This window comes from Engelhardtia mirabilis (assembly GCF_007748095.1).
Lineage (GTDB): Bacteria > Planctomycetota > UBA1135 > UBA1135.
This window is the reverse complement of sequence record NZ_CP036287.1, coordinates 4,030,912-4,053,375: the sequence shown is the minus strand read 5'-3', so window position 1 is coordinate 4,053,375 and position 22,464 is coordinate 4,030,912. Positions and strand designations below refer to the sequence as shown.

The following is a 22,464-nucleotide window of genomic DNA, read 5'->3' as shown; positions in this document are numbered from 1 at the left end:
CCGACGGCTCAGGCCTTCGACTCGACGATCGAGATCATCTGCTCCAGGCTGGCGCGCGCCTCGCGCACGAGCTGCGCGCGCTCCGCCTCGCTCAAGCGGTCGCGCCCCATGGTGCGCTCGTCCACCGCGTCGCCGGGCAGCACGCGGCAGATCTCCGGCGCTTCGCCGCGCCGCAGGAGGTCGAGGGTGCCCACCAGGTGGGGCGGGTCGTTGCGGCTCATGGTCGCGCAGCCGCAGCCGATCGAGTCGTAGCCGGGCTCGGGCACGTCCGCCAGGTGCACGATCTCGACGCCGCGCGCGGCGCCCTGCTCGCGGGCGTTGCGCACGAAGTGGGCCTCGGTGCCGATCGCCAGCTTGGTGCCGGGCTCGGCGCGCATCACCGCGTCCCACAGGTAGTTGGTGCTGCCGCTGCCGTCGGCGGCCAGGACCGTCTCGAGGGTGCACTCGGGGTGCACCAGCACGCGGTAGCCCTTGGACTGCCAGTACTCGACCTGGCGCGGCTTCAGGACCGTGTGCACGCCGCAGGCCGAGCCCCACAGGATCATCTCGGCCGCGTCCAGCTCGGTCGTGTAGCGCTCCACGTCGATCGCACCCTGGCGCGGATCGGGCAGGGCGAAGAGCCTCGCCTGGTCCATCCCCAGGGCGTGGGCCGTGTTGCGGCCCAGGTGCTGGTCCGGCACGAACAGGATCTTCTTGCCCTGGCGCCGCGCCCAGTCGACCACCAGGTGCGCGTTGGAGCTGGTACAGGTGGCGCCCTTGGTGCGCCCCGACAGGGCCTTGATGCGCCCCGAGGTGTTCATGTACGCGATCACCGTCAGGTCGTCGCCGTAGCGCTCGAGCAACTGGTCCGCGACCGGCTCGACCATCCAGTCCTTGGCCAGCATCTCCATCGTGCAGCCGGCCTTGGGATTGGTGATCCAGACCGACTGGTCGTCGTGGGCCAGGATCGCGATCGACTCGGCCATGAAGTGCACGGCCGACTCGACGATGACCTTCTTCTCCGGCCGGTTGCGCGCCTGCAGGGCCAGGGCGTAGGAGTCGCTGATCGCCCCGCCGTAGTGCTCGATCAGCTTGACGATCTCGCCGCCCATGTAGAAGTGGGCGAGCAGCAGCAGCGAGTCCCCGAAGTGCTCCTTGGCCGGGACCACGTAGCGGTCCATCCAGCGCAGGATCGTCTCCGGCCGCCGGTCGGGCAGGGCCTGGAACTCCTCGGCGTAGGGCCGCAGCTCCTGCTGGTACCAGTCCAGGGGCAGGTCCGTCTGGCAGACCGGCAGGTCGGGATGCAGCTCGAGCCCGCTGGGCGGGATGTCGGTCGTGGTCGGCATGGATCGTCGGGAGGAGGGTGCACCCGTCCCTTGGGATCCGGGCGAGCCGGGCGCAAGCCCGACATGATGCCACGCCGCGTCCCGCGCGTCCCCCCGGGAGGGCGGCTGGCCCGCCCGGGGGGGCGAGGTCACAGTTGCAGGCGCTGGCCCTGGCCCAGCTCGATCGCCACGCTCTCCAGGGGCTGACCGTCGCGGTCGACCCACACCAGCTCGTAGCGGCCCGCCGAGAGGTAGCCGATCTCGAAGGCCTCGCCGCTCGATCCGTCGCGCTCGACGAAGCTCCCGCCCCGATTCGCCAGGAAGGCCGATGGAGCCTCCTCGCTCCAAGCGCAGCGGCGCAGGCGCAGTCCGGTGCTCGCGCCGGTGAAGCGTCCGACCAGGGACGCGCCCGGGAGGCGGATCGACTCGGGCCCGCTGCCCGGCGCGTCGAACTCGATCAGCTCTTGGACGCGGCCGCGCTGCTCGCGCACGCCGTAGACCTCGAGCAGCGTCGGACCGTTCAGCTCGCCCTGTAGCTCGAAGCGACCGTCGTGGTCGGAGGTCGCCGTGCTCGAGGTCCAAGCGAGGTCGGTCGCTACGGCCCGGACATGCACCCCTGCGGCGGGGGATCCGTCCGCGAAGAGCATGCGAGCGGTCCAGGTGGCGACGACTCGCTCGCGCAGGTCGAGCACGGCTTCGACCAGATCCCCGGCCCGAGCCTCGACGACCGTCACGAAGGGCACGCCCTCGACCATCATCGAGGCGCTGCAGGTGCCGGCTCGCAGGCCCTGCAGCAGCAGCTGGCCGTCCCCATCGGTTCGCCGCGCCATGACGGCGCTCCCGTCGCTGACCGAGACGGAGACCCCGGCCATTGGCAGGCCCTGCGCGTCGAGCACGGTGAGCCGGATCGAGGCGCCGCTCTGAACCTCGATCAGGCCGACGTCGACTGGACTCGAGCCGGTCACGCGAACCCCGGTCAAGTACTCGCTCGCCGCGCCCTGTGGTTGCACCAACACCGAGTAGAGCCCGGGGGGGCACGCCGGCGAGCTCGAAGTCGCCCGAGTCGTCGCAGGCGACCGACGCCACGTTGGACCGAGTCCCGTCCAACCCCCCCTCGTGGAGGAAGGCCGTCACCTCCGCGGGGATGGCCATGCCGCTCGAAGCCTCGGCCACGCGACCCGTGAGCACTCCGCCGGAGCTCGCGTCCGCAGCGTGGACCTCGGTCGTGGCGCCCGCGAGGAGTGTGACCAGGCCGAGGTCCTGGAGCGGCCGCGTGCGACGCTCGATCTCCAGCAGGTAGTACCCGGGTACGAGGTCGTAGAGGGTGAAGACGGGTGTCTCGAAGAACTCGATGTAGACCCGCTTGCCGTCCATGTCGCGCAGGACCACCGCGTACTGCTCGACCTGATCGAGAGGCAGCGTGCCGGTCAGCGTCGCCGGCGCACCGAGCACGAGGGTCACGGCCGCCGGACTGGGAGCCTGGACTTGCAGGCCGGTCGGAGCGGCCCCCGGAGCACTGGCCGACAGGACGTAGTCACCCGCGGCGAGGCCCGAGAACTCGAAGCTCCCGTCGGCGCCAACTCGGCAACGCTGGCTCGTGCGACCGTCGACCGCAGCGAGGTCGACGGCCGCGCCGTCGGAGGGGGACCCGTCGGGCCGCAGCACGGTCCCGATCAGCGTCTGGGCCCTGTTCAGCACGAACTCGACTCGATCTTGCTCGGAGCCGGGCGCGACGCGCAACGACGCCTCGGCGAACCCCTCTGCGCGGGCGATCAGGTCGACCACGCCGGGCTGCACGCCGCCGAGCTCGAAGCGTCCGGACTCGTCGGTCCTCGCCGACCGATTCTCGATCCACAGGCGTTCGAGGTGCGACTGCGGCGCGCGGCTGCGCCAGCTCACGTCGACTCCGGACAGGGGAAGCCCCTGCTCGTCGGTTGCCGCGCCAACCAGGGTCCAGCCGCGGTCGAGCGTCACTTCCACCTCGTCCGCGCATTCAACGGTAGGGGTGCTGCGACACCCGTCGCGAGCCACCCGGTGACGCGAGCCTCGAGGGACATCGTCGAAGTCGATTCGAGCGTCTGCGACGTGGCGAGTTCCGCAACCCGGACGTGACCCGAATACCTGCTGGACCCTTGTCCGCTGGGCGAGGCCGGTTGGCCGCGACACCTTCTCGGGATGGGCGTCGGAGCCGGGCGGGCATCAGGACCGGTCGAGCTCGGCGGGTGACGCGATCGCGATTGAGCCGACCGGGCGATCCGCTTCTGGCCCTGTCAGCCAGCGCTGCTCGACGAGACGAGTCGCCTCCGAGGATTGATCCGCGGTCCCTCACTCAGCGGCCGCTTCACGAGGTGCGGTGCCTGTATTGCTGGACGGTGGCCCATGCGTTCCTCGACCGCTCCCCGAGTCGCTCCGCGTGGGGCGGGCTGCGAGATCCGCCCGGACGGCAGGCTGCGTTGGCGATTGCTGTGGACGCCCGGTCCGAATCGAGACGGCGCGGCGGTAAGATCCGGCTTCACGCCGCAGCGCCGACCATCGCTCCCCATGCCCATCAAGATCCTGTCCGACTTCGACGGCGTCTGGACCGACCAGGCGATCGAGGCCGAGAGCGTTCGGCTCTACATGGTCGCCGAGGCCGCGCGCCTGGCGGCGATGCCCGCCAACCGTGCCCTGGCGCACTTCGCGGAGTTCGAGCGTTGCACCCGTTCGCGGCCGCGGGAGTTCGGTTGGGCTCCAGACGGGCGCATCACGGCCTACGTGGACGAGGACCCCTTCTGCATCGCGAACTCGATCGCGGCCTACCTGTCCCAGGCCGAGGGCGAGGTCGAGAGCCGGTTTCGGGGCGCGATCCTGGACGGCGGCTACGAGACGGTCACGGCCTTCGCCGACCACTGCTTCCTGACCGCCACCGCCAACTACCGCACCCTGCATCCACCGGCGTTGGTGCCGGAGACGAAGGCGGTGATCGACGCGCTCGCCGCGCGCGGTGACGACGTCGTGGTGGTCTCGAACTCGGCTCCGGACAAGCTGATCGGCTGGTTCCGGGCCTGCGGCATCGACGCGGGCGAGGCCGATCACCACGCCCTGCGGATCCGCGGCTCCGCCGGCAAGTTCATCCTCGGCGAGAGCGACCAGTCGATCGAGGTCGGCGGGCGACGGATCCACGTGGACCGGCCCAAGTACCGCGCGATCATCGCGGAGGAGACACCGGACCTGATCATCGGCGACGTCTTCTCCCTGGACTTGGCCCTGCCCCATGTGATGCGTTCGGAGGACGCCCCCGGTGCGCCGCGCTCGCTCGTCCTACGGCGCCACGACCACACACCGGATTGGATCGAGTCCACCCGCGCTGAGGGGGCCATCGACGTGGTCGTCGACGGGGTGGGGGAGTTGCCGGGGCTCGCCGAGCAGCTCGAACGCGGCCGCTGAGCCGCGTCGACGGGGATCTTCCCGCGCCGAACCGAGTCCTTCCCGCGCCCTGCGCGACGGCCGCCCCAGGCCACGACAGCATCGATCGATCTCACCTCCGACCTGACGCCTGAGGCCCTCCCATGTCTGTTTGGATCGAAGAGCTACTGCCCATCGTCGTCCTGCTGGTCGTGATCACCGTGGTGATCGGACGACTGCCGCGGGTGCACTTGGGTCATTCCGACGACTTCCGGATGCGCCGCATCCTCAACTGGCTGCCCCTGGGGCTGACCTATGCGTTCCTCTACATGGGGCGCTACAACCTGACGGTCAGCAAGCTCGCGTTCGAGGAGATGGTCGCGCCCGACGGTGGGGCGCTGATGGGCAACAACGACTTCGGCCTGATCTTCGGGATCGGGACCTACGTCTACGGCTTCTCCTTCCTCCTCAACGGTCCCTTGACGGACCGGCTCGGCGGCAAGTTCGCGATCCTGGTCGGCGCTGCTGGCTCGGCGGTGGCCAACCTGTTGATGGGGCTCGGAGCTTGGACGCTCTTGAACCACGGCCCCGGTGCGGAGTTCGTGGCGCAGCACTTCGTCGCGGTCTACGCGACTCTGTACGCCGTGAACATGTACTTCCAGAGCTTCGGTGCCGTGGCGATCGTCAAGGTCAACGCGCCCTGGTTCCACGTGCGTGAGCGCGGAGTGTTCGGGGCGATCTTCGGGGTCTTGATCTCGCTCGGGATCTACTTCGCCTTCGACCTGGGCGACCTGATCCTCAAGTCCGAGGGACTGGGGCTGACCTGGGTCTTCCTGATGCCGGCCCTGCTCTTGGCGGTCTTCTGGGTGATCGACTTCCTGATCGTCCGCAACACCCCCGGTGAGGCGGGGCTGATGGACTTCGATCCCCAGGACGCATCCTCGGACGACGACGATGGACCGCCGCCGCCTGCGATCCAGGTCTTCAAGCGCATGATGCGGAACCCGATCATCGTCACGATCGCGCTGGTGGAGTTCTGCTCGGGCTTCCTGCGCCAGGCGATCATGCAGTGGTACCGGACCTATGCGAAGCAGACCGACGACCTGCTCGGGCTCAAGGGCACCTTCGTCTACGAGAACTGGGGCATGCTCCTATGCTGCGCGGGGATCCTCGGCGGGGTCTTTGCCGGTACGATCTCGGACCATCTGTTCCAGTCCCGGCGCGGGCCCGTGGCCTTCCTGCTCTACCTGGTCATGCTCCTGGGTAGCGTGACCCTCTGCTTCGTCTACGAGACTCCGGTGGTGGGCTGGCTGGTGGTCTTCATGTCGATGGCCGTGATCGGCGTCCACGGGATGCTCTCGGGCACCGCCAGCATGGACTTCGGCGGTAAGAGAAGCGTTGGCGTCGCCGTCGGCATCATCGACGGATTCGTGTACATGGGAACGGCCGTAATGTCGTTCACCTATCGCGGGCTCCTGCCGAAGGAACAGCTCGACGATCAAGGGGTGCTGATGGGGCCGGCCACGGATCCGGACAACTGGATCGCCTGGCCCCTGGCCATGGTCCCGATCGCCCTGATCGGAACCGTCCTCACGAGACGCGTATGGAACGCGACGCCAATGAAGGCGAAGCCCCAGGCGCTCGAGAAGGAAGCCGCATAATAGAATCGGCTCGGCACCCAAGGCCCTGGCCAAGGCCCCGGCCGTCCCGACCCGAGCCTCCACCGACCTGAGCCCCGTCGATGCGACACCCCTCTTCCCCCCGCGGCAGCCTCCGGGCCCGCTCCGTGGCCCGCTGGGGCGCCGTCGTGCTGTTCGCGGCGGTACCCAGTCTGGCCGCGTACTTCGGGACCCAGCAGGGACCCGGGTCGCATCAAGCAGCGGGTCCCCACCAGGCCGCGGGGTCCCAGCTCGGTCAGGGAACCATGACTTGGGCCCTGGCCAACAACGACAACGGGCGCGTGCTCGGGCCGATAGCGGTGGTGGGGGATTCGAACTCGGTCGCGCCCTGGTTCACGCCGGGCTGGGTCGAAATGGCCGAGCGGCTGCTCGGGCTCGCGCCGGGGCAGATCGTGAACACCTCGATCCCCGGGGCGACCGCCGGTCCTCACCCCGAGCTGCCCCTGACCAAGAGTGGCCCCACGATCCTCGACCAGGCCCTGAACGCCGGTCAGGTCCTGGATGGGCTGATCTTCGCGCTGGGCACGAACGACATCAGCTACGGACACGACGCCGCGCAGGTGAAGGCCGACCTGGACGAGCTGATCGCCGAGGTTCAGGCCTACGACTCGGAGATCGAGGTCTTCGTGGCCCTGGTGCCGCCCCTGGTGGATCCGGTCGTGAACGCATCCGGGCTGCAGACCGAGATCGACGCGCTCAACGCGTTGATCGTCGCGTCGATGCCCGCCGACCGAGTGATCGACTTCCACGCACTGCTCAGCGACGGCCTGCTGGGCACGGAGTTCACCTACTACAACGACGGGATCCACCACAACGCCCTGGCGAGCGCGCTCAAGGCCCAGGCGGTGGTCGAGGTGCTCAGCGTGGCCTACGGTCTGCCGGTCGCGATGAAGCTGGAGGGTGGGAAGTAGGAGCGGGGGATGGCGACGCGCCGGTCGTGAACGCGCCGGCAGCGAAGGGGGGCCAGCCCTCGATCCAGTCGGCCACCGCTGCGGCAAAGATGCCATTGGCCTCGGCGCCCGCGTGCATGTCCCCGGGGTGGACCCGCAGGGCGACCGGATCGCGACCTGAGAACGCCGGCTCGGCGTCGAGGCAGGCGATCCCGACGGTTGCGAGGTGCTCGGCGACACGCCTGTGTACGTCGTGGCTCGCGAATTCCCCGCCCGGTGCGTGCATGAAGGGATAGAGCACCACAGCCAGGGGCACCTTGGCCTCGCGCAGCATCCGATCGATGCGCTCCATCGCTTGGCACCACTCCCGCCAGGCCAGGTCGTCGTCCACCAGGAAGTGGGCATTGCCCTCGCCCCAGTGGTCGAAGTAATTGCGGCGGAAGGCGGCCTCGAGCAGCGCGTCCGCCAGGCGCGAATGGTGCCTTAGCCAGTGCACCGCACCCTCCTGGCGCGGATGGGCGAGCTTCAGCCACCAGGGAGTCGCGGCCTGGGTCGCACGGGCGCGTCGAGCCCCCGGGTTGTTCGCGTCGTTGATGAAGAATTGGAGCAGGACGATGTCCGGCTCGAGGGGCAGCACGAAGTGCTCAATCCACCGGGCTTCCTGGGCGGTGTCGTAGCCCTGCACCCCGGCGTTGACGACCTCGATCGGGCGGTCCGCGTTCTCGCGCAGCAGTCCGCCCAGTAGGAGCGGCCAGGTCTCGCGATCCTCCACGCCCTCGCCAAAGGTGTGGCTGTCCCCGACGCACACGATCCGCAGCACCTGCGCGGCCTTCGGGAGGGCCACGGTCGGTCCACGAAAGCCCTGTCGGTTCAGGCGCTGAACCACCCGACGACCGGGATCGTCGCCGAAGGGCGGGTAGACCACGACCCGCTCGGACGAGGGCACGGTGATGAAGCGCAAGACCGGGTCGCTGATCGGGCGCACGACCGTGCCGAAGACCTCGGGCCGCGGCGCGGGACCCAGGCCGAGGACTCGCACCGCGAGCTCGCACAGGACCAAGCTCGCCGGAAACACCCCCGCCAGGGCCAGGCAGCGGCGCCGGCGCCCCCCGACGCGCGGCCGAGCCGGAACCGCCGCCGGTCGGATCGAGTCGGTGGGTGGGCGCTCGACAGCTCCTATTGACTCGGGTTCGACCATGGCGCGCCGGCCGCCGGGGAAGCGTCCGCACCGGCCTCTGGTCACCGCCGCCGCCGTCGTAACGAGAAACGACCGCCGGGGAGTTCCCGACGGCCGTGTTTCCGCATTCCTCCGGCCCTGGGCCGGGATCAGGCGCTCCTCAGTCGGCGCCCAAGAACGGATAGCGCCAATCCGTGGGCGGCGCGAAGGTCTCCTTGATCGTTCGCGCGCTGACCCAGCGCTGGAGGTTGAGCATCGAACCGGCCTTGTCGTTGGTCCCCGAGGCGCGGCTGCCGCCGAAGGGCTGCTGGCCGACCACGGCGCCGGTGGGCTTGTCGTTGACGTAGAAGTTGCCGGCGGCGAAGCGCAGGTCGTGGGTGAGCTTGCGGATCACCAGGCGGTCGCGGGCGAAGATGGCACCGGTGAGGGCGTACTCCGAACCGTTGGCGCACTGGGCCACGGCCTCGTCGAGCTGGGCGTCGTCGTAGACCCAGACGGTCAGGATCGGGCCGAACAGCTCGCGGCGCATGGTGTCGTAGCTCGGGTCGCTGGCGACCAGAATCGTGGGCTCCACGAAGTAGCCCACCGAGTCGTCGCAGCCCCCGCCGACCAGCACCTCGACCGCGGGATCCGCCTGGGCGGCCGCCAGGGCGTCGCGGTGCTTGGCGAAGGCGCGGGCGTCGATCACGGCGCCGAGGAAGTTGGTGAAGTCGGCCGGGTCACCCATGCGCAGCTCGCGGGTCATCTCGACCAGCAGCTCCGACAACTCGCCCCACAGGCTGCGCGGCACGTAGGCGCGGCTCGCGGCCGAGCACTTCTGCCCCTGGTATTCGAAGGCGCCACGCACCAGGGCCACCGCCAGGCTGGGCACATCGGCGCTCGGGTGGGCGAAGACGAAGTCCTTGCCGCCGGTCTCGCCGACGATGCGCGGGTACTGCCCGTAGCGGTCGATGTTCTCGGCCACCTGGCGCCAGATCGTGCGGAAGGTCGCCGTCGAGCCGGTGAAGTGGATGCCCGCCAGGCGCGGGTCGGCGATGGCCGTGGCGCCGATGGTGGGTCCGTCCCCGGCCACGAAGTTGACCACCCCGTCGGGCAGGCCGGCCTCGCGCATCATCTGCATCGTGACCCAGTTCGACAGCAGCGCCGTGTCCGAGGGCTTCCACACCGCGGTGTTGCCCACCAGCGCCGGAGCCGTCGGCAGGTTGGCCGCGATCGACGTGAAGTTGAACGGGGTGATCGCGAACACGAAGCCGTCCAGGGGGCGGTGCTCGAGGCGGTTCCACATCCCGGGCCCGGACTCGGGCTGCTCGGCGTAGAGCTCCTCGGCGTAGAAGGCGTTGAAGCGCCAGAAGTCGATCAGCTCGCAGGCCGCGTCGATCTCGGCCTGGTGGCAGGTCTTGGACTGGCCCAGCATGGTCGAGGCGTTGACCCGGTCGCGCCAGGGCCCCGCCAGGAGCTCGGCGCAGCGCAGGAAGACGGCCGCGCGCTCCTCCCACGGCACATCGGCCCACTCGGCGCGCGCGGCGATCGAGGCCTCGATCGCCCGGGCGGTCTCCTCCGGGCCGGCCAGGTGGGCCCGGGCCAGGACGTGTCCGTGGTCGTGGGGGCAGACCACGTCGATCGTGTTGCCGGTGCGGACCTCTTCGCCGCCGATCAGCAGCGGGATCTCCACGACCTCGCTCGCCTGCCGCTCGAGCTCGGCGCGCAGGGAGGCGCGCTCGGCGCTGCCCGGCGCGTAGTCGCGGACGGGCTCGTTGACGGGGGAGGGAACGCGGAATGATCCGTGTGTCATGTCGCTAAGGGGGGGTCGGTGAACGGGAGCGCAGGGAGGGTAGCGGAGGCCCTCGGTCGCCGTCGAGCGCAGGTCGCCCCGGATCGAACCGACCCGGGGTCGTGCGCCGTCGCCGGGGCCCACCCGCCAGCGCCCTTCCGTCCCGACCGCCCCGCGTCCATGATGTCCCCACGGGGGCCGCACTGCCGGCCCGCACCCCCCGCCAACACCGCCGAGGTCCGCCATGCTGCGTTCGATCCTGCTTCCGTCCCTGGCCCTCTTCGCCCTCCCCGCCCTGCACGGCTGCGCCACGCCCCTGGCGGCCAGCGACAGTGACGCCTCGCAGCATTCGGCCATCGCCACCGATGCCCCGGATGGGGACGACGACGAGAAGGAAGACGAGGACGACGCCGAGAAGAAGGCCCACAAGCTGGCGCGAGAGATCGCCGGGATGGAGTGGAAGCTCGAGCAGGCCCAGTTGGATCGCACCGCCACCGAGATCGACGTGGCCCTCGATCTGGGCCAGGCCGAGCAGGCCGTGGTGGACGCCGGCGTCGCCGTCGAGGAGGCCGCCTTGGCCCTGCAGACCTTCACCCAGGTCGAGTCGGCGCACGAGCTCGACTCCTCGAAGCTGGACCTGGATCGCTCGCAGACCCGCGCGGTGCAGGCGGCCCAGGAGCTGGCCGAGCTGCAGTCGATGTACGACGTGGAGGAGTTCGCGGAGAAGACCAAGGAGCTGGTCATCAGCCGCGGTCAGACCAATCTCGAGATGGCCCAACGCTCGCTCGATCTGCAGCAGCGCAGCCACGCCCTCTTGAGCGACTTCGAGCTGCCGAAGAAGACCCGCGCGCTCCAGCGCGAGGTGGACGAGGCGAAGCGCAAGTTGAAGCGCGCGGAGCGCCAGCTCGAGAAGGCGCGCATCGAGGCCGAGAAGCGCCGGCGCAGCGCCGCCCACGAGATCGAGGAACTCGAGCTCGACCTGGCCGAGAAGCGCGCCGAGGTCGAAGCGTGAGCAGCATCCTGATCGCCCTCGTGGCCCTGGCGCCGCTGCGGCAGGACGTGCCGGTCGCGGGGACCGGTGATGGGCCCGCCGGCGGCGGTCCCGACATCGTCGAGGTCGTGGGCGGCGACGCGATCACGGAGGCCCTGCGCGCGCGCCCCGAGGTTCCGAAGACCATGACCGTCGACGAGGCGCGCGACGCCCTCGATCGGTCCCTCGAGTGGCTGGTCAGCACCCAGCTCGAGAATGGATCGTGGGGCACCTCGGCCCTGGACGGGATTCTCGAGCTCGGCTTCTCGATCGAGACCTACTACGCCTGGCAGGTCTCGAGCCACGCCCTGGCCACCATGGCCCTGCAGAAGGCCGACGAGACCCCCGAGCGCCTGGCCGCCTTCGAGCGCGCCGTGCGTTGGCTGTGCGACACGCGCCTGCCCCAACGCGGCAGCGACTGGGACACCGACTACACCTGGGCCGGCTTGTACGGCCTGGTTGCGACCTCCCGGGCGGCGGTCGATCCGCGTCTGACCGACCCCGAGCTGCGTGCGGCGATCGATCGTCGGGGACGTGAGTTCTGGCGCCTGCTGGAGACGACCGAGGTCCCCAGCGGTGGTTGGGCCTACTACGACGACCCGCCGTACTCCCGTCGGCCGAGCTGGGCCACCAGCTTCTGCACGGCCCTGGTGATGCCGAGCCTGGCGCGGGCCGAGGGGCTGGGCTGGATCGAGGATCCGGGCCACCTGCGGCGCGCGACGGCCGCCCTGCAGCGCTGCGCCCAGCCCAACGGCGCCTACACCTACAACGCGAGCTTCGGCATCCCGCGCGCGGGCGCCGGCGAGTCGATCAACAGCATCAAGGGCTCCCTGGGGCGGATCCAGGTCTCGCACTGGGCCCTGGGCTCGCTGGGCGATCCCTCGATTACGCCCGACCGCATCCGCCAGGGTCTGGAGTGGTTCTTCGAGCACCACCGCTTCCTCGACGTGGCGCGCATGCGGCCGATTCCCCACGAGGGCTACTACGCCAACGCCGGCTACTTCTACCTCTTCGCGCACTACTACGCGGCCGAGGTGATCGACCTCTTGCCGGAGGCCGAGCGCCAGGCCTGGCACGAACGCCTGCGCCCGCACCTGATCAAGATCATGCGGTCCGACGGATCGTCGACCGACTTCCTGGGCACCGCCTACATGCTGACCGCTGGCACTGCCCTCAACGCCCTGTCCCTCCAGAAGGGCATGCCCGCTCGAGAATGAAGCCGTCCGAACTCCTGCGCGAGGCGCTCGCGCCGCACCTGTCCACTACTGCCCAGACCGCCCTCGACGGAGCCCTGGCGGAGGTCGCCGGCGGGGTTTCGTCGGTGCGTTTCGGGACCCTGCTCGCGGGTCTCTCGCGGCACATCAAGTCGCGACCCCTGGAGCTCGGCGAGGCCGTCGTGGAGCGCGGGCTCGAGCTGGTCCCGGACTGGTCGATCGAGCGCTGGAGCACCCTCGAGACGGGGCGCGTCGTGTTGATCCTCGGCCGCTCGGACCTGGCCTCCGAGGCCGCCGCCCAGGCCTTGGAGGACGCCTTCAAGTTCGCCGACGAGGGCGAGACCTGCGCCCTCGCCAAGTCCCTGCCCCTGCTGCCGGCCCCGGAGCGCTTCGTGTGGCGGGCGGGGGAGTGTTGCCGGTCCAACATGCGGACGGTCTTCGAGTCGACCGCCTGTGATTCGCCCTACGCGGCCCGCTACTTCGACGACGTGGCCTGGAAGCAGACCGTGATCAAGGCGCTCTTCGTCGGAGCGCCCCTGTGGCGTGTGCGCGGGCTCGATGGACGCCTGGACGAGGACCTGGCGCGCATGGCCCTGGACCTGGTGGACGAGCGTCGCAGCGCGGGGCGGCCGATTCCGCCGGACTTGTGGCTCTGCCTGGGAGGCTTCGCGGGCGAGCGCGCCGAGCGGGCCCTGGAGGACGAACTGCAGGGCGCCGGAGCGCGCCAGCGCGCGGCGGTGGGACTGGCCTTCGCGCGGCGGGGCGAGAGCGCCCGCGCCGCCGACCTGGCGGCCACCGAGGACCATCCGATCGCCGCACGGATCCTGCGCGCCGCGGCCGAGGGCCGGATCGACCAGGAGCTCCACCGAGCCCTGGAGGACCCGAGTCTGGTCGCCGCGCACGCCTGAGGCGCGGCCGGCCTCCCGCCGCGACCCCGCTCGAGGTTCGGTGCTGAAGCGCCTCGGCGACGACACCGGAGCCGGCAAGGCCCCCGGCGCCCGTCCGCCGGGCCGTGTAAGCTCTCGGCCTCCCCAGGTCCCCGCGAGCCCCGCCGCCCCCGCGTACCCAGATGCGTTTCTTCGATCCCCACATCCACTGCATCAGCCGCACGACCGACGACTACCAGGCCATGGCCGACGCCGGCGTGCGGGCCGTGATCGAGCCCGCCTTCTGGCTCGGCCAGCCGCGCACCAGCGTCGGTAGCTTCGTCGACTACTTCTCGACCCTGCTCGGTTGGGAGCGCTTCCGGGCCTCGCAGTTCGGCATCCATCACTACTGCGCCATCGGCCTCAACTCCAAGGAGGCCAACAACGAGGGGCTGGCCCGCGAGGTGCTCGAGATCGTGCCGCGCTTCGTCACCAAGGAGGGCGTGGTGGCGGTGGGCGAGATCGGCTACGACGAGATCACGGCGGCCGAGGAGCACGCCTATCAGGTGCAGCTCGAGCTCGCGGTGCAGAACGAGATGGTCGTGATGGTCCACTCGCCGCACCGCGACAAGAAGCGCGGGATCATCCGCTCCCTCGACGTGGCCCAGGAGGCCGGCGTGCCGATGGAGAAGCTGATCATCGACCACAACAACGAAGAGACGGTGCGCGACGTCCTCGACCGGGGCGCTTGGGCGGCGTTCACGATCTACCCCCACACCAAGATGGGGTCGGAGCGCATGGTCGAGTTGGTCAAGGAGTACGGCCCGCAGCGGATCATCGTCGACAGCTCCGCCGACTGGGGCGTCAGCGACCCGCTGAGCGTGCCCAAGACCGCCGCCCTGATGTTGGAGCGCGGCATCGACCCCGCCGCCGTGGAGGCCACCACCTGGGGCAACGCCCTGGCGGCCTACGGCCAGTCCGGCCAGATCGACGAGCAGGCCCTGCTCGCGACCCCGGTGATCGACCAGACACGCCTGTTCGAGGACAACTCCGTCCTGCGCGGCCAGCCGCCGCGCGTGGACCAGGGCGTTCCGAACTGAAGACCTGGCCCGAATCGGCCAACGGGGTCCGCTCCTGGCACGCCCCGACTTCGTCCAGCGTCCGCATCTCGCCCGCCGACGACACTTGAGGGGCCAACCCCGTCCGCGGTGGAGCGCGACGCCTCGCCGGGGGGCCGGCACTCGCCGCGCGATTGGCTCGCGGGTGAAGGTGCGGTTGCGTCGGTGTCGCCCGGGAGACTGCTGGGGTGCGCCGGTCCTGCGGGGTGCGGTGGCGACGGCAGTTGCGTGCCCGACTCGGTCGGCCGGGCGGAGCCGCGCGCGGCGTTCCGCGCTGCGCGTTTGACGCCAACGGCCGGCGTCAACGGAGACGTGCCGGCTGCGCTCCTTGTACCAATGCCGGGATGTCGGCCCGGCGATTGCGGTCGTTCATTCGCGCGATGCGGTTTTTCTGACGCCTGGCCGAGCGCGCCACGCCTTTGGGGTTGAGGCGGCCAAGAGGTCGTCGTGCATCGCCGATGGGAGCGGGGTCCAGGCACCTCGCCGCAATCGAGTCGGCCCCGCGTCCGCCGAGTGTCCCAGACCCCGACGGTCCCCGAGGATCGTCACCGGTCACGCTCGAGCGGTAGGGGTCGCTGGCCTTCAAACCGGGAGATTCCGATGAGTTCCATTCGTTCCGTGTTGCTTGCCTCCGTGGTTCTGTTGTCGAGCGTTAGTTCGATCGGAGCCGTCCAAACGCCACCCGACGGTACGAAGCAAACCTATGCCGAGTGTGTGGAGGACTGCTTCAAGACCTACGTGGCCGAACTCGCGGACTGCGACGACGACTGCAAGAAGTGCGTGCAATGGGTCTGGGTGATCTGCGTGTCGAGCGTCCTCGACATGTCTTGCCTGAACAAGTGTCAGAAGTCCGCCAAGACGGATTTCGACGCCTGTGTCAAGGCCTGCGCGGGCTGACGCCGCGAGCGCTGCCGAGCGACGGCGCTCGGCGGCCGTCGTTGCCCGGGACGAGGTCCGCTCGCCCGGTCCCTTCCAACCCGACCCTGTGAACTTCGACGGAGAGAACCGATGGATTCGACGTACCTCAGGCGCTTGAGCACGCCGCCCCGTATCGCCGCGATGGTCTTGGCCGGAACGGCCGGATTGCTCCTGCTGACCCTGACGAATCCGAGCGAGGGGCAGTCGAAGGGCGACCTCGGATCTGTCGGCGTGGGTGTTCGGGCGACCGACGGCGGCGCGTTGACGGATCATGCGGTGAGCCTCGCCCGCAACCCCGACGGGGCGCGCTCGCTGGCTCCCACCGTCGCGCCGAAGGGCGGGCCGGTCGAGGCCGCCACCCAGGAGACGTCCCTCGACGGCGTTGATTCCATCGCTTCGGTGTGGGCGATCGTGGACGACTTGGATCAACTCGCGGCCGCCCGGACCGACTACCACGCCCGTGCCATCGCGCCGATCCAACGCCTGGAGCGAATCCTCGGGCAGCTGCAGAAGGGGACCGAGGCCGACCGAACCGTGGTCGACGCATTGGTGGCCGAAGTCATCCGCGACGAGGGACGCGATCCGCTGGTCCGCGGCGCCGTCTGGCTGGCGAGCGCGGATCATGTGGAGGCGGGCTTGCATCGGGAGGTCTTCGCGGATTGGCTCCACCGCGCGACTCTCGGCTCCGGTGAACTCGCGCGCGCTGCCCTACTCGCGGCCAGCCGCAGGTCGAGCGCATCGACTTGCGCGGGCCCCATCGATCTGGTCGATCTGCTCCAAGCGGACGTACCGCCGCAGATCACGGTTCCGGGCCTCTACCCGCTCGCCTTCGAAGGTGCGCTGGAAGGGCCGGAGGCGGACAGCCTGGCCGCTTGGGTCGGCTTCGACGACCCGCGCCGCGAGCGGCTCGCCACGAGCCTGCCCGCGGATCTGATGGGGTCGAATGGAGCCGAACTGTTCGACTATCTGGTGACTGCCGAGATGGGCTTCGTCCTGTGGGGTCTCGGTGGAGCCGAGTCGGACGAGATCGCAACTCAGGTGGTCGCCGAGCTTCAGCTGGATGGGGTGGACCTGACCCGCGCGCCGCTCCTCGCCCGGACCGCCGCATTGCTCACGCACTCCCTGGGCGACTGCAGCGGGGTCTACTTCGACGCCATCCTGCGCTTGGATAGCTCCAAGCATCCCATGCACCGCTCCCTGAATCGGCTCTTCCTGCGGCGTAACCGTGGACCCATCAGTCTGGCGCAGATGGCGCAGATCGAGCGGCTCAAGTACACGACCGATAGCGCGGGTGAAGCCGAGCTGATCGTCGCCTTAAACACGGTCGAGAATCAGGTGGCGAACCTGGCCGACGCGGACCCGCTGCGTCGGCAGGAGACGCTCGACTACCTGTCGATGATCTCGACCGACGTGCTCGTCCCCGGCGACGCGCGAGCCCTTGCCCTGAAGGCCATCGCCAAGAGCGGAGCTTGGGAGGAGTTCCGGGTCAGTGCCGAGCGCGTGCTCGGCGAGGGTGGCTCCCTCGAGCTGCATGCGATCGCGATCTTCACCCTCTACGACAACGCGAGGCAAGACCCCGAGCGAGCCTCGGTCGCGATCGCTGCGCTGCAGCGATTCCGCTCGGGGCGGGCGCCGGCGACGCTGATCTCGAGCATCGACGAGTTCATTCGCAGGCTCGATTCCATCTGAGTCCCGCCGGTCCGAGCATCGCCCGCCGCAGCGGTGGACGAGCCGAAGTTCCACCGGCGATCCCTTCCGGGTCGCTGGCCAACCCCGATGGGCTCGGTTGGTCCGAGCTCCGCCACCCTTCGACTCTGAATCCGGAGGCCGACCTCCGGTACGGGCCTCGAGCCCAAGGACGAATCATGAAAGCCATTCTCGCCACGCTCTGTGTCACGGCTGCGCTGATCTTCAGCTTCTCATCGGCCAGCCTCTCATTCGCCGAGGGGGACGTCGGGGGGGACGTCGAGGCTGCGGCCGACAACGACTGCCTCAACTCGACCAAGACCTACGCCGAGTGCATCGCCTGTTGCCAGGACAACTACGAGGAGAACATCAAGGACTGCACCGATGTTTGCACGGTCTGTGACACCTGGCTCTGGTTCATCTGCATCGGTTGGGAGTTCTTGAAGGACTGCCACCAGGACTGCATGGCGGGTGCCAAGCAAGTCCGCGACGCCTGCGTGGCCGGCTGCGCCCAGCCCTGATCGGCACGGTCCGCAGTTCATCGCTGCGCTCGCTCCCGAGCGCGGCCTAGACGACGCCGCCCTCCGCTTCGGGGGGCGGCTCCACTGTCTGGGGAGGGCGCGCGGCGGCCCCTGGTCGAGCGCGCTCGGGCTGTCGGCCGCACTGTGCTGTCGGCCGCCCTTGCGTGGCTCGAACGCGAGGCCGGCGATCTCGATCCGCTGCATCGGCCGCTGAAGCGCAGCTACGAGCCTCCGAGTCGCGACCGGGGAAATGCGAGAAACTTCCCCGTGCGTATCCGTGGGCCGATCCGTTATGCCTTGCAGGCGACCGGGCCGGGGTGCTGCGAACCCCGGCGCCCATCCGGAACACGACCTGTGGCTTCATTGGGGACGAGCTTGATCGATCGCGCTCTCGGGGGACTGAGGGGCCAAGGACGGAGCCGCTGCGCGTTCTTGCTCGTGATTCTGGCCACCTGGGGTGGACTGGGCGCTCTTGAAGTGCCCGCCCAGCCTGGCCCGGTCGCCATGCCGAGGGGTGCGGCGCTCGGAGGCGGAGAGGTTCAGGTCGGCACGATCGACCTGTTGGTCTACTTCGCCTACGCGGTGCCCGTCGAGGACGACTGGCCGGCCGAGTTCGCCGCTTGGGAGCCGGTCTTCGAGGCCTTCTCGGTGCGGCTCTTCGACGCCACGCAGAGGCAGCTTCAGCTCGGCACGGTGACCTTCACCGATCGCGACGAGCTGAAGGCGTCGGCGGACGTCTGGATCACGGCCGGCGACGCGGCGTCGGGCTCGCACCTGAACGGCCTCGGTGTTCCGGGACGTCACATCACGATCAGTCAGGTCCACCGCGGCACGTCCGGTGCGGTGTTGGGGCAGTTCGCGCTAGTGCATGAGTCCGGGCACTACCTCTTCGGTCTCTACGACGAGCACAGGGGACAGATCGGGACCGACCCCACCACGGTCGCCCACCCCTTGCATTTCTGCTTCGAGCCGTCCGGCGTGGGCTCCGGGTCGATCATGGATGGGGGCTCGGGCCTGGCGCCGAGCAACCTGCGCACGGAGTTCTGCACCGACCTGGAGCACAACGCCGGCCTGGCGGACGCCCTGGGAAGTCCGGTGCTGACGGCCCAGGCGGCACAGCTGGGGACATCCTGCTGGGCGCGAATGGTCTCGTCGGGCGTGGGCGCACTGGTGGCGCCGTTGGAGACGCCGACCAGCGACGTGGCCGGACACCAGCCGGTGGCCTTCGCTTCCGAGGTGGGCGAGTTGGCCGTGGTACTCGTGCTCGACCGCTCGGGCAGCATGGGCGGCGAGGCCCTGGCCCAGACGAAGTTGGGGGCGAAGTTGGCCGTCGGACTCCTACCGAAAGGCGCGGACCTGGGCCTGGTGTCCTTCAACGGCTCGGTGACCATCGATCTCGGCATCGGGCCCGCCGATGCGACCCACAAGGGGGCGGCCATTGCCGCCATCGATGGCCTGGCGGCAGGTGGCAATACCGCGATCGGCTCGGCCCTGACTCAGGCCAGCGGTGAGCTGGGACTGGTGAATGGTTGCGCCGAGTTGGTGGTGCTCCTGACGGACGGTGCCAACAACGCCGGTCCGCCGCGCATCTCGAGCACCGTGCTCGACCCGCTGGTTGCGGCGGGGACCACGGTGGTGACGATCGCCCTCGGTTCGGACTTCAATCCAGGGGACCTGGTCGTCCTGGCCCAGGCCACCGGCGGGAGGTTCATCGCGGCCCAGTCGCCGGATCAGCTGCCGGGGATCTTCACCGAGATCTTCGGCCAGGCCAGCGGCGCCGTGGTCGTCGCCGCGTCCAACCGCGAGCCAATCTCTGCGGGGGCCACCGAGGTCGTCCCGATCGAGGTCGGGGCGGGCGCGACCGCCCTGCGGGTCAGCCTCGGATCGGATGCGGGGGCGAGCCTGGGCCTGACCCTCGTCGGCCCCGGTGGTTCGCCGACCATCGACGCCCTGGCACCATCGCCCGGGCCCGGAGTCGAGCTGTTCGTCACGGCGGTCCAGCAGCTCGTCACGGTCGACGGCCCCGCGCCAGGAACCTGGACGGCGCGGGTCCACTCCGTCGCGGCCGGGACCGAGGTCTTCGACCTCTCGGGGTTCGTGTGCGCTCCGGACTTGTCGGTCGGAGCGACCTCCGCGGCCGAGCAGGTCACCTGGCCGGCGGCCATTCCGATCAAGGCCAGCCTGGCCTCGGGCTTCCCCGTTGCGGGTGCCAAGGTCACCGCGCGGGTGCTGCGTCCCGACGGCAGCCTGGTGCCGCAGACCCTGGTCCTGCGGGACGACGGCGTCACATCCCTCGGCGACGACGTAGCCGGTGACGGCATCTACGGCGCCCTGTTCCAGGGCTATCAAGGGCTCGAATCCGACAGCGGCAGCTACACCTTCGAGCTCGAGGTCGACGGGAGCGGAGCTATCGCGGCCGGCGCGGGCGAGGCCGGCGGGGGCGTGCCCCCGGTAGTCGACCTGCCGAGGGCTCGCGCCACGGTCTCGGCCAACGTGCAGGGGGCCACGTCGACTTTCCTTCCAGGCAACTTGGAACTGGTCGACGTCGGTGTGGTCGTCGACGGACAGGTGCTAGAAGGTTCGCCCATTCACCAGACGCCGGTGATCGGCTTCGAGCTGGTTGCCGGTGGCGACGAACCCGTCGACCTGGGTGCCCTCGACCTTGGCCTTGCGTCGGACGGGGGGTTGGCGGCCCTGGTGGAATTCGCGCTGCACCTGGACACCGATCGCGACGGCCAGCCCGACAACCCGGCCAAGCCCCTCCTGGTGGTGGGAGCCGGCGAGGCCGCGGATGGCTTGCGTTTCGAACGCGCGGACGGCGCGGCCATCTTGCAACTCGGGTCCGGCCAGGCGCCTTGGTTGCTGGTGACGGTGGGGGAGATCGACCTTCCAACCGCCGACCTCGCGATGCCGGACGCCGGCGCCGCTGGTTTCCTGATCGGGGCGGGCCCGCCCCGTCAGCCGTCCGTGCCGACTCCTCTGGTCGCCCTGGTGGTCGCCGTGGGGGCCCTGACCCTCGCGTGGCAAGGCCGACGGCCGGCCGCAGGCGAGGGAGCGGCTCGGCGAGGACGGCGAGCGGCGCCGGCGGCCTTCGCGGCCGCGCTGCTCGGCGCCTCGGCCGCGATCGCTGCGAGCTGCGGATCGGGTGGCGGCGGCGGTGTAGCGACACAGCCCCCGAAGGCGGCCACTAGCTTCACCATCAGCCTGGAACCCCAGGGTGTCGAGGCCACCGGGGCCCTGGTCGGTCAGGCCCTCGCCGTCGGCGGCGCGCCAATCAGCGTGACGAGCGATCTCTGAAGCCGCATGCGACTCGGCCCCGAGCCGATCGAGCAGTCCGGTCGTTCCATTGCTCCGCGCGGTCGATCCGCACGACTCGCAGGGGTCGCGCGACCCGTGGCGTCCGGCGTGGACTCCCGCCCTCGGCTCTACTTCTCCTTCAGGCTGCGCCACATGCTCTTCAGGCGCGCGCCTGCGCCGAGCACGTGGAACGGCAGCCCGCGCGTTCCGTACAGGTCGAGCCCGCCCTTGACCGGATCGCGTTCGAGGGCCTGGCCCAGGATCCGGGTGGGGCTCATGGGGTAGGGAGCCTCGGTAGCCTTGCCCATGGTGAAGCCCTCGCGCTCGAGCAGGTCGAGCAGCTCCTGGGGCTTCGCGCCGCGCAGGGCGTAGGGCCAGAACTCGATCAAGAGCGCCAGCTGCGGGCTGCGCCGCAGCAGTCCGGCGGCCCCCGAGAGGGCCAGCCACTCCGAGCCCTGGGTGTCGATCTTGAGCACCCGCGCCGGCTCACTGACCAAGGAGTCGACCGTGCGCACGTCGATCTTGATCGTCTCGGCGCCCGCCAGGTCGGTGGGAACACCGCTGCCATCGTCCAAGACGCGGTTGTCACCGTGGTTCTTGGCTGCCAGCACGATCTCCGCCGTGCCCGCTTCGGCGCCAGCGGCGCAGCGGTGCAGCACGCCCTGGCCCGGCCCGACGGCGTTGGCGCGCTCGATGTTGCGCGTGGCTACGTCGGCGATGCCGGGCACGGGCTCGAAGGCGTGGACCACGGCCCCGGCCAGGATCGCCTGGACAGCGAACCAGCCCACGTTGGCGCCCAGGTCCACCACGTGGCAACCGGGGGTCAGGTGTGCCAGGAAGAGCCGGGTCTCGTGGTCCTCCCACGAGCCGCGCTCGATCGAGGGTCCGATGATCGTGTCGTCGGCGAGGACGTCGAAGTCGATCCCGAGGCCGGGGGGGCGAACGGTCTTGGCGGCCAGGTCCATGGGCGGGAGAGTAGCAGACGCCCCCGGGTCGGTTCCTCCCGCCGGGGCGCTTGAATCTGTCCGGGGGCGGTCGGATGCTCCCTTTCCGCCCTCTCCGCACCTCCCCGACCCCACGCGCCATGCCCACCGAGAGCTGGTCGATCCAGATCGACAAGGAGTACCTGAAGTTCTCCGCGGCCCACTTCCTGATCTTCCCGGACGGGTCCGCCGAGCGGCTCCACGGGCATAACTACCGGGTCTACGTGGACCTGGAGGGCCGGCTCGACCCGCACGGGCTGGTGATCGACTTCAAGGAGGTCAAGCCGGTGGTGCGCGAGCTCGTCGACGAGCTGGACGAGCACTGGCTCTTGCCCCGCGATCACCCCGAGCTGCGGATCGATCGCCGTGATGACGGCGTCGTCGAGGTGCGCTATCGGGAGCGCTACTACGCGGCGCCCGAGGAGGACGTGATCGTGCTCCCGATCAACAACACGAGTGCCGAGAACTTCGCCACCTGGATCGGCCGCGAGGTCCATCGACGCTTGGCCGAGCGCTTCCCCGACCTGGAGATCCGCGACCTGAAGGTCGCCGTGGAAGAGACCCAGGGTCAGCGCGGGGTCTACCGTCTGCGGGCCTGACCGCGCTCGGGTCTGCGCCCCTGCGCT

17 protein-coding genes and 1 pseudogene are annotated in these 22,464 nt (G+C 70.0%); 12 read left to right on the top strand and 6 right to left on the bottom strand.

Annotated elements, in window-relative coordinates:
• Positions 1-8 precede the first annotated feature (8 nt).
• The 3 genes and pseudogenes from nadA to Pla133_RS26330 form a co-directional block, all read right to left on the bottom strand.
• Positions 9-1,325, bottom strand: coding sequence for a quinolinate synthase NadA (gene nadA / locus Pla133_RS26340; RefSeq protein WP_419192452.1), 1,317 nt, complete (start codon positions 1,323-1,325; stop codon positions 9-11).
• 128 nt (positions 1,326-1,453) lie between these two features.
• Entirely contained in the window at positions 1,454-2,320 is an 867-nt protein-coding gene (locus Pla133_RS26335) for a carboxypeptidase-like regulatory domain-containing protein (RefSeq protein WP_419192481.1), read from the bottom strand.
• A 490-nt stretch (positions 2,321-2,810) separates the two neighbouring features.
• A pseudogene (locus Pla133_RS26330) lies at positions 2,811-3,203 on the bottom strand (carboxypeptidase-like regulatory domain-containing protein); the annotation flags it as partial.
• Positions 3,204-3,845: 642 nt separating this feature from the next.
• On the opposite strand from Pla133_RS26330, the gene Pla133_RS15030 reads away from it, so the two are divergent.
• From Pla133_RS15030 to Pla133_RS15020, 3 genes are all read left to right on the top strand, one after another.
• Entirely contained in the window at positions 3,846-4,730 is an 885-nt protein-coding gene (locus Pla133_RS15030; RefSeq protein ID WP_145066636.1) for a hypothetical protein, read from the top strand.
• A gap of 122 nt (positions 4,731-4,852) precedes the next feature.
• Positions 4,853-6,349, top strand: coding sequence for an MFS transporter (locus tag Pla133_RS15025; protein ID WP_145066634.1), 1,497 nt, complete (start codon positions 4,853-4,855; stop codon positions 6,347-6,349).
• 80 nt (positions 6,350-6,429) lie between these two features.
• On the top strand, positions 6,430-7,278 hold the full coding sequence (locus tag Pla133_RS15020) for an SGNH/GDSL hydrolase family protein (protein WP_145066633.1): 849 nt from the start codon (positions 6,430-6,432) through the stop codon (positions 7,276-7,278).
• On the opposite strand, the gene Pla133_RS15015 is transcribed toward Pla133_RS15020, so the two are convergent.
• Positions 7,226-8,455, bottom strand: a complete 1,230-nt coding sequence (locus Pla133_RS15015; protein ID WP_145066632.1) for an SGNH/GDSL hydrolase family protein — start codon at positions 8,453-8,455, stop codon at positions 7,226-7,228. The genes Pla133_RS15020 and Pla133_RS15015 overlap by 53 nt on opposite strands.
• 139 nt (positions 8,456-8,594) lie before the next feature.
• Positions 8,595-10,226: an L-glutamate gamma-semialdehyde dehydrogenase gene (gene pruA / locus Pla133_RS15010; protein WP_145066631.1), complete on the bottom strand. Its 1,632-nt coding sequence runs from the start codon at positions 10,224-10,226 to the stop codon at positions 8,595-8,597.
• 223 nt (positions 10,227-10,449) lie between these two features.
• Here pruA and Pla133_RS15005 point away from each other — a divergent pair, with 223 nt between their 5' ends.
• The 8 genes from Pla133_RS15005 (at position 10,450) to Pla133_RS14970 (ending at position 20,855) form a co-directional block, all read left to right on the top strand.
• The gene (locus Pla133_RS15005; RefSeq protein ID WP_145066630.1) at positions 10,450-11,217 is read left to right on the top strand and encodes a hypothetical protein; all 768 of its coding nucleotides are present in this window, start codon (positions 10,450-10,452) and stop codon (positions 11,215-11,217) included.
• Positions 11,214-12,452 (top strand): prenyltransferase/squalene oxidase repeat-containing protein, encoded by a 1,239-nt coding sequence (locus tag Pla133_RS15000; protein ID WP_145066629.1) that lies wholly within the window; start codon positions 11,214-11,216, stop codon positions 12,450-12,452. The genes Pla133_RS15005 and Pla133_RS15000 overlap by 4 nt, the downstream gene beginning before the upstream one ends.
• Complete coding sequence (locus tag Pla133_RS14995) at positions 12,449-13,357, top strand: EboA domain-containing protein (protein WP_145066628.1); 909 nt, start codon at positions 12,449-12,451, stop codon at positions 13,355-13,357. Before Pla133_RS15000 ends, Pla133_RS14995 begins: the two co-directional genes overlap by 4 nt.
• Before the next feature lie 161 nt (positions 13,358-13,518).
• A complete protein-coding gene (locus Pla133_RS14990; protein WP_145066626.1) occupies positions 13,519-14,415 on the top strand; it encodes a TatD family hydrolase in 897 nt (298 codons plus the stop codon).
• A 618-nt stretch (positions 14,416-15,033) separates the two neighbouring features.
• Entirely contained in the window at positions 15,034-15,330 is a 297-nt protein-coding gene (locus tag Pla133_RS14985) for a hypothetical protein (protein WP_145066624.1), read from the top strand.
• A 111-nt stretch (positions 15,331-15,441) separates the two neighbouring features.
• Positions 15,442-17,040: a hypothetical protein gene (locus Pla133_RS14980; RefSeq protein WP_145066622.1), complete on the top strand. Its 1,599-nt coding sequence runs from the start codon at positions 15,442-15,444 to the stop codon at positions 17,038-17,040.
• A gap of 176 nt (positions 17,041-17,216) precedes the next feature.
• Complete coding sequence (locus Pla133_RS14975) at positions 17,217-17,558, top strand: hypothetical protein (RefSeq protein ID WP_145066620.1); 342 nt, start codon at positions 17,217-17,219, stop codon at positions 17,556-17,558.
• Between the two features lie 504 nt (positions 17,559-18,062).
• Positions 18,063-20,855, top strand: coding sequence for a VWA domain-containing protein (locus tag Pla133_RS14970; RefSeq protein WP_145066618.1), 2,793 nt, complete (start codon positions 18,063-18,065; stop codon positions 20,853-20,855).
• Between the two features lie 128 nt (positions 20,856-20,983).
• On the opposite strand, the gene Pla133_RS14965 is transcribed toward Pla133_RS14970, so the two are convergent.
• Entirely contained in the window at positions 20,984-21,820 is an 837-nt protein-coding gene (locus tag Pla133_RS14965; RefSeq protein WP_145066616.1) for an FkbM family methyltransferase, read from the bottom strand.
• Positions 21,821-21,939: 119 nt separating this feature from the next.
• On the opposite strand from Pla133_RS14965, the gene Pla133_RS14960 reads away from it, so the two are divergent.
• Positions 21,940-22,437 carry a 6-pyruvoyl trahydropterin synthase family protein gene (locus tag Pla133_RS14960; protein WP_419191560.1) on the top strand — a complete coding sequence of 166 codons (498 nt, stop codon included), beginning with the start codon at positions 21,940-21,942 and terminating at the stop codon, positions 22,435-22,437.
• Positions 22,438-22,464: the final 27 nt, after the last annotated feature.

What these genes read in the sequence shown, in the direction of transcription:
- nadA (WP_419192452.1), bottom strand. Translation starts at nt 1,325, where the DNA reads ATGCCGACCACGACCGACATCCCGCCCAGCGGGCTCGAGCTGCATCCC.
- Pla133_RS15030 (WP_145066636.1), top strand. Translation starts at nt 3,846, where the DNA reads ATGCCCATCAAGATCCTGTCCGACTTCGACGGCGTCTGGACCGACCAG.
- Pla133_RS15025 (WP_145066634.1), top strand. Translation starts at nt 4,853, where the DNA reads ATGTCTGTTTGGATCGAAGAGCTACTGCCCATCGTCGTCCTGCTGGTC.
- Pla133_RS15020 (WP_145066633.1), top strand. Translation starts at nt 6,430, where the DNA reads ATGCGACACCCCTCTTCCCCCCGCGGCAGCCTCCGGGCCCGCTCCGTG.
- Pla133_RS15015 (WP_145066632.1), bottom strand. Translation starts at nt 8,455, where the DNA reads ATGGTCGAACCCGAGTCAATAGGAGCTGTCGAGCGCCCACCCACCGAC.
- pruA (WP_145066631.1), bottom strand. Translation starts at nt 10,226, where the DNA reads ATGACACACGGATCATTCCGCGTTCCCTCCCCCGTCAACGAGCCCGTC.
- Pla133_RS15005 (WP_145066630.1), top strand. Translation starts at nt 10,450, where the DNA reads ATGCTGCGTTCGATCCTGCTTCCGTCCCTGGCCCTCTTCGCCCTCCCC.
- Pla133_RS14995 (WP_145066628.1), top strand. Translation starts at nt 12,449, where the DNA reads ATGAAGCCGTCCGAACTCCTGCGCGAGGCGCTCGCGCCGCACCTGTCC.
- Pla133_RS14990 (WP_145066626.1), top strand. Translation starts at nt 13,519, where the DNA reads ATGCGTTTCTTCGATCCCCACATCCACTGCATCAGCCGCACGACCGAC.
- Pla133_RS14985 (WP_145066624.1), top strand. Translation starts at nt 15,034, where the DNA reads ATGAGTTCCATTCGTTCCGTGTTGCTTGCCTCCGTGGTTCTGTTGTCG.
- Pla133_RS14980 (WP_145066622.1), top strand. Translation starts at nt 15,442, where the DNA reads ATGGATTCGACGTACCTCAGGCGCTTGAGCACGCCGCCCCGTATCGCC.
- Pla133_RS14975 (WP_145066620.1), top strand. Translation starts at nt 17,217, where the DNA reads ATGAAAGCCATTCTCGCCACGCTCTGTGTCACGGCTGCGCTGATCTTC.
- Pla133_RS14970 (WP_145066618.1), top strand. Translation starts at nt 18,063, where the DNA reads ATGCCGAGGGGTGCGGCGCTCGGAGGCGGAGAGGTTCAGGTCGGCACG.
- Pla133_RS14965 (WP_145066616.1), bottom strand. Translation starts at nt 21,820, where the DNA reads ATGGACCTGGCCGCCAAGACCGTTCGCCCCCCCGGCCTCGGGATCGAC.
- Pla133_RS14960 (WP_419191560.1), top strand. Translation starts at nt 21,940, where the DNA reads ATGCCCACCGAGAGCTGGTCGATCCAGATCGACAAGGAGTACCTGAAG.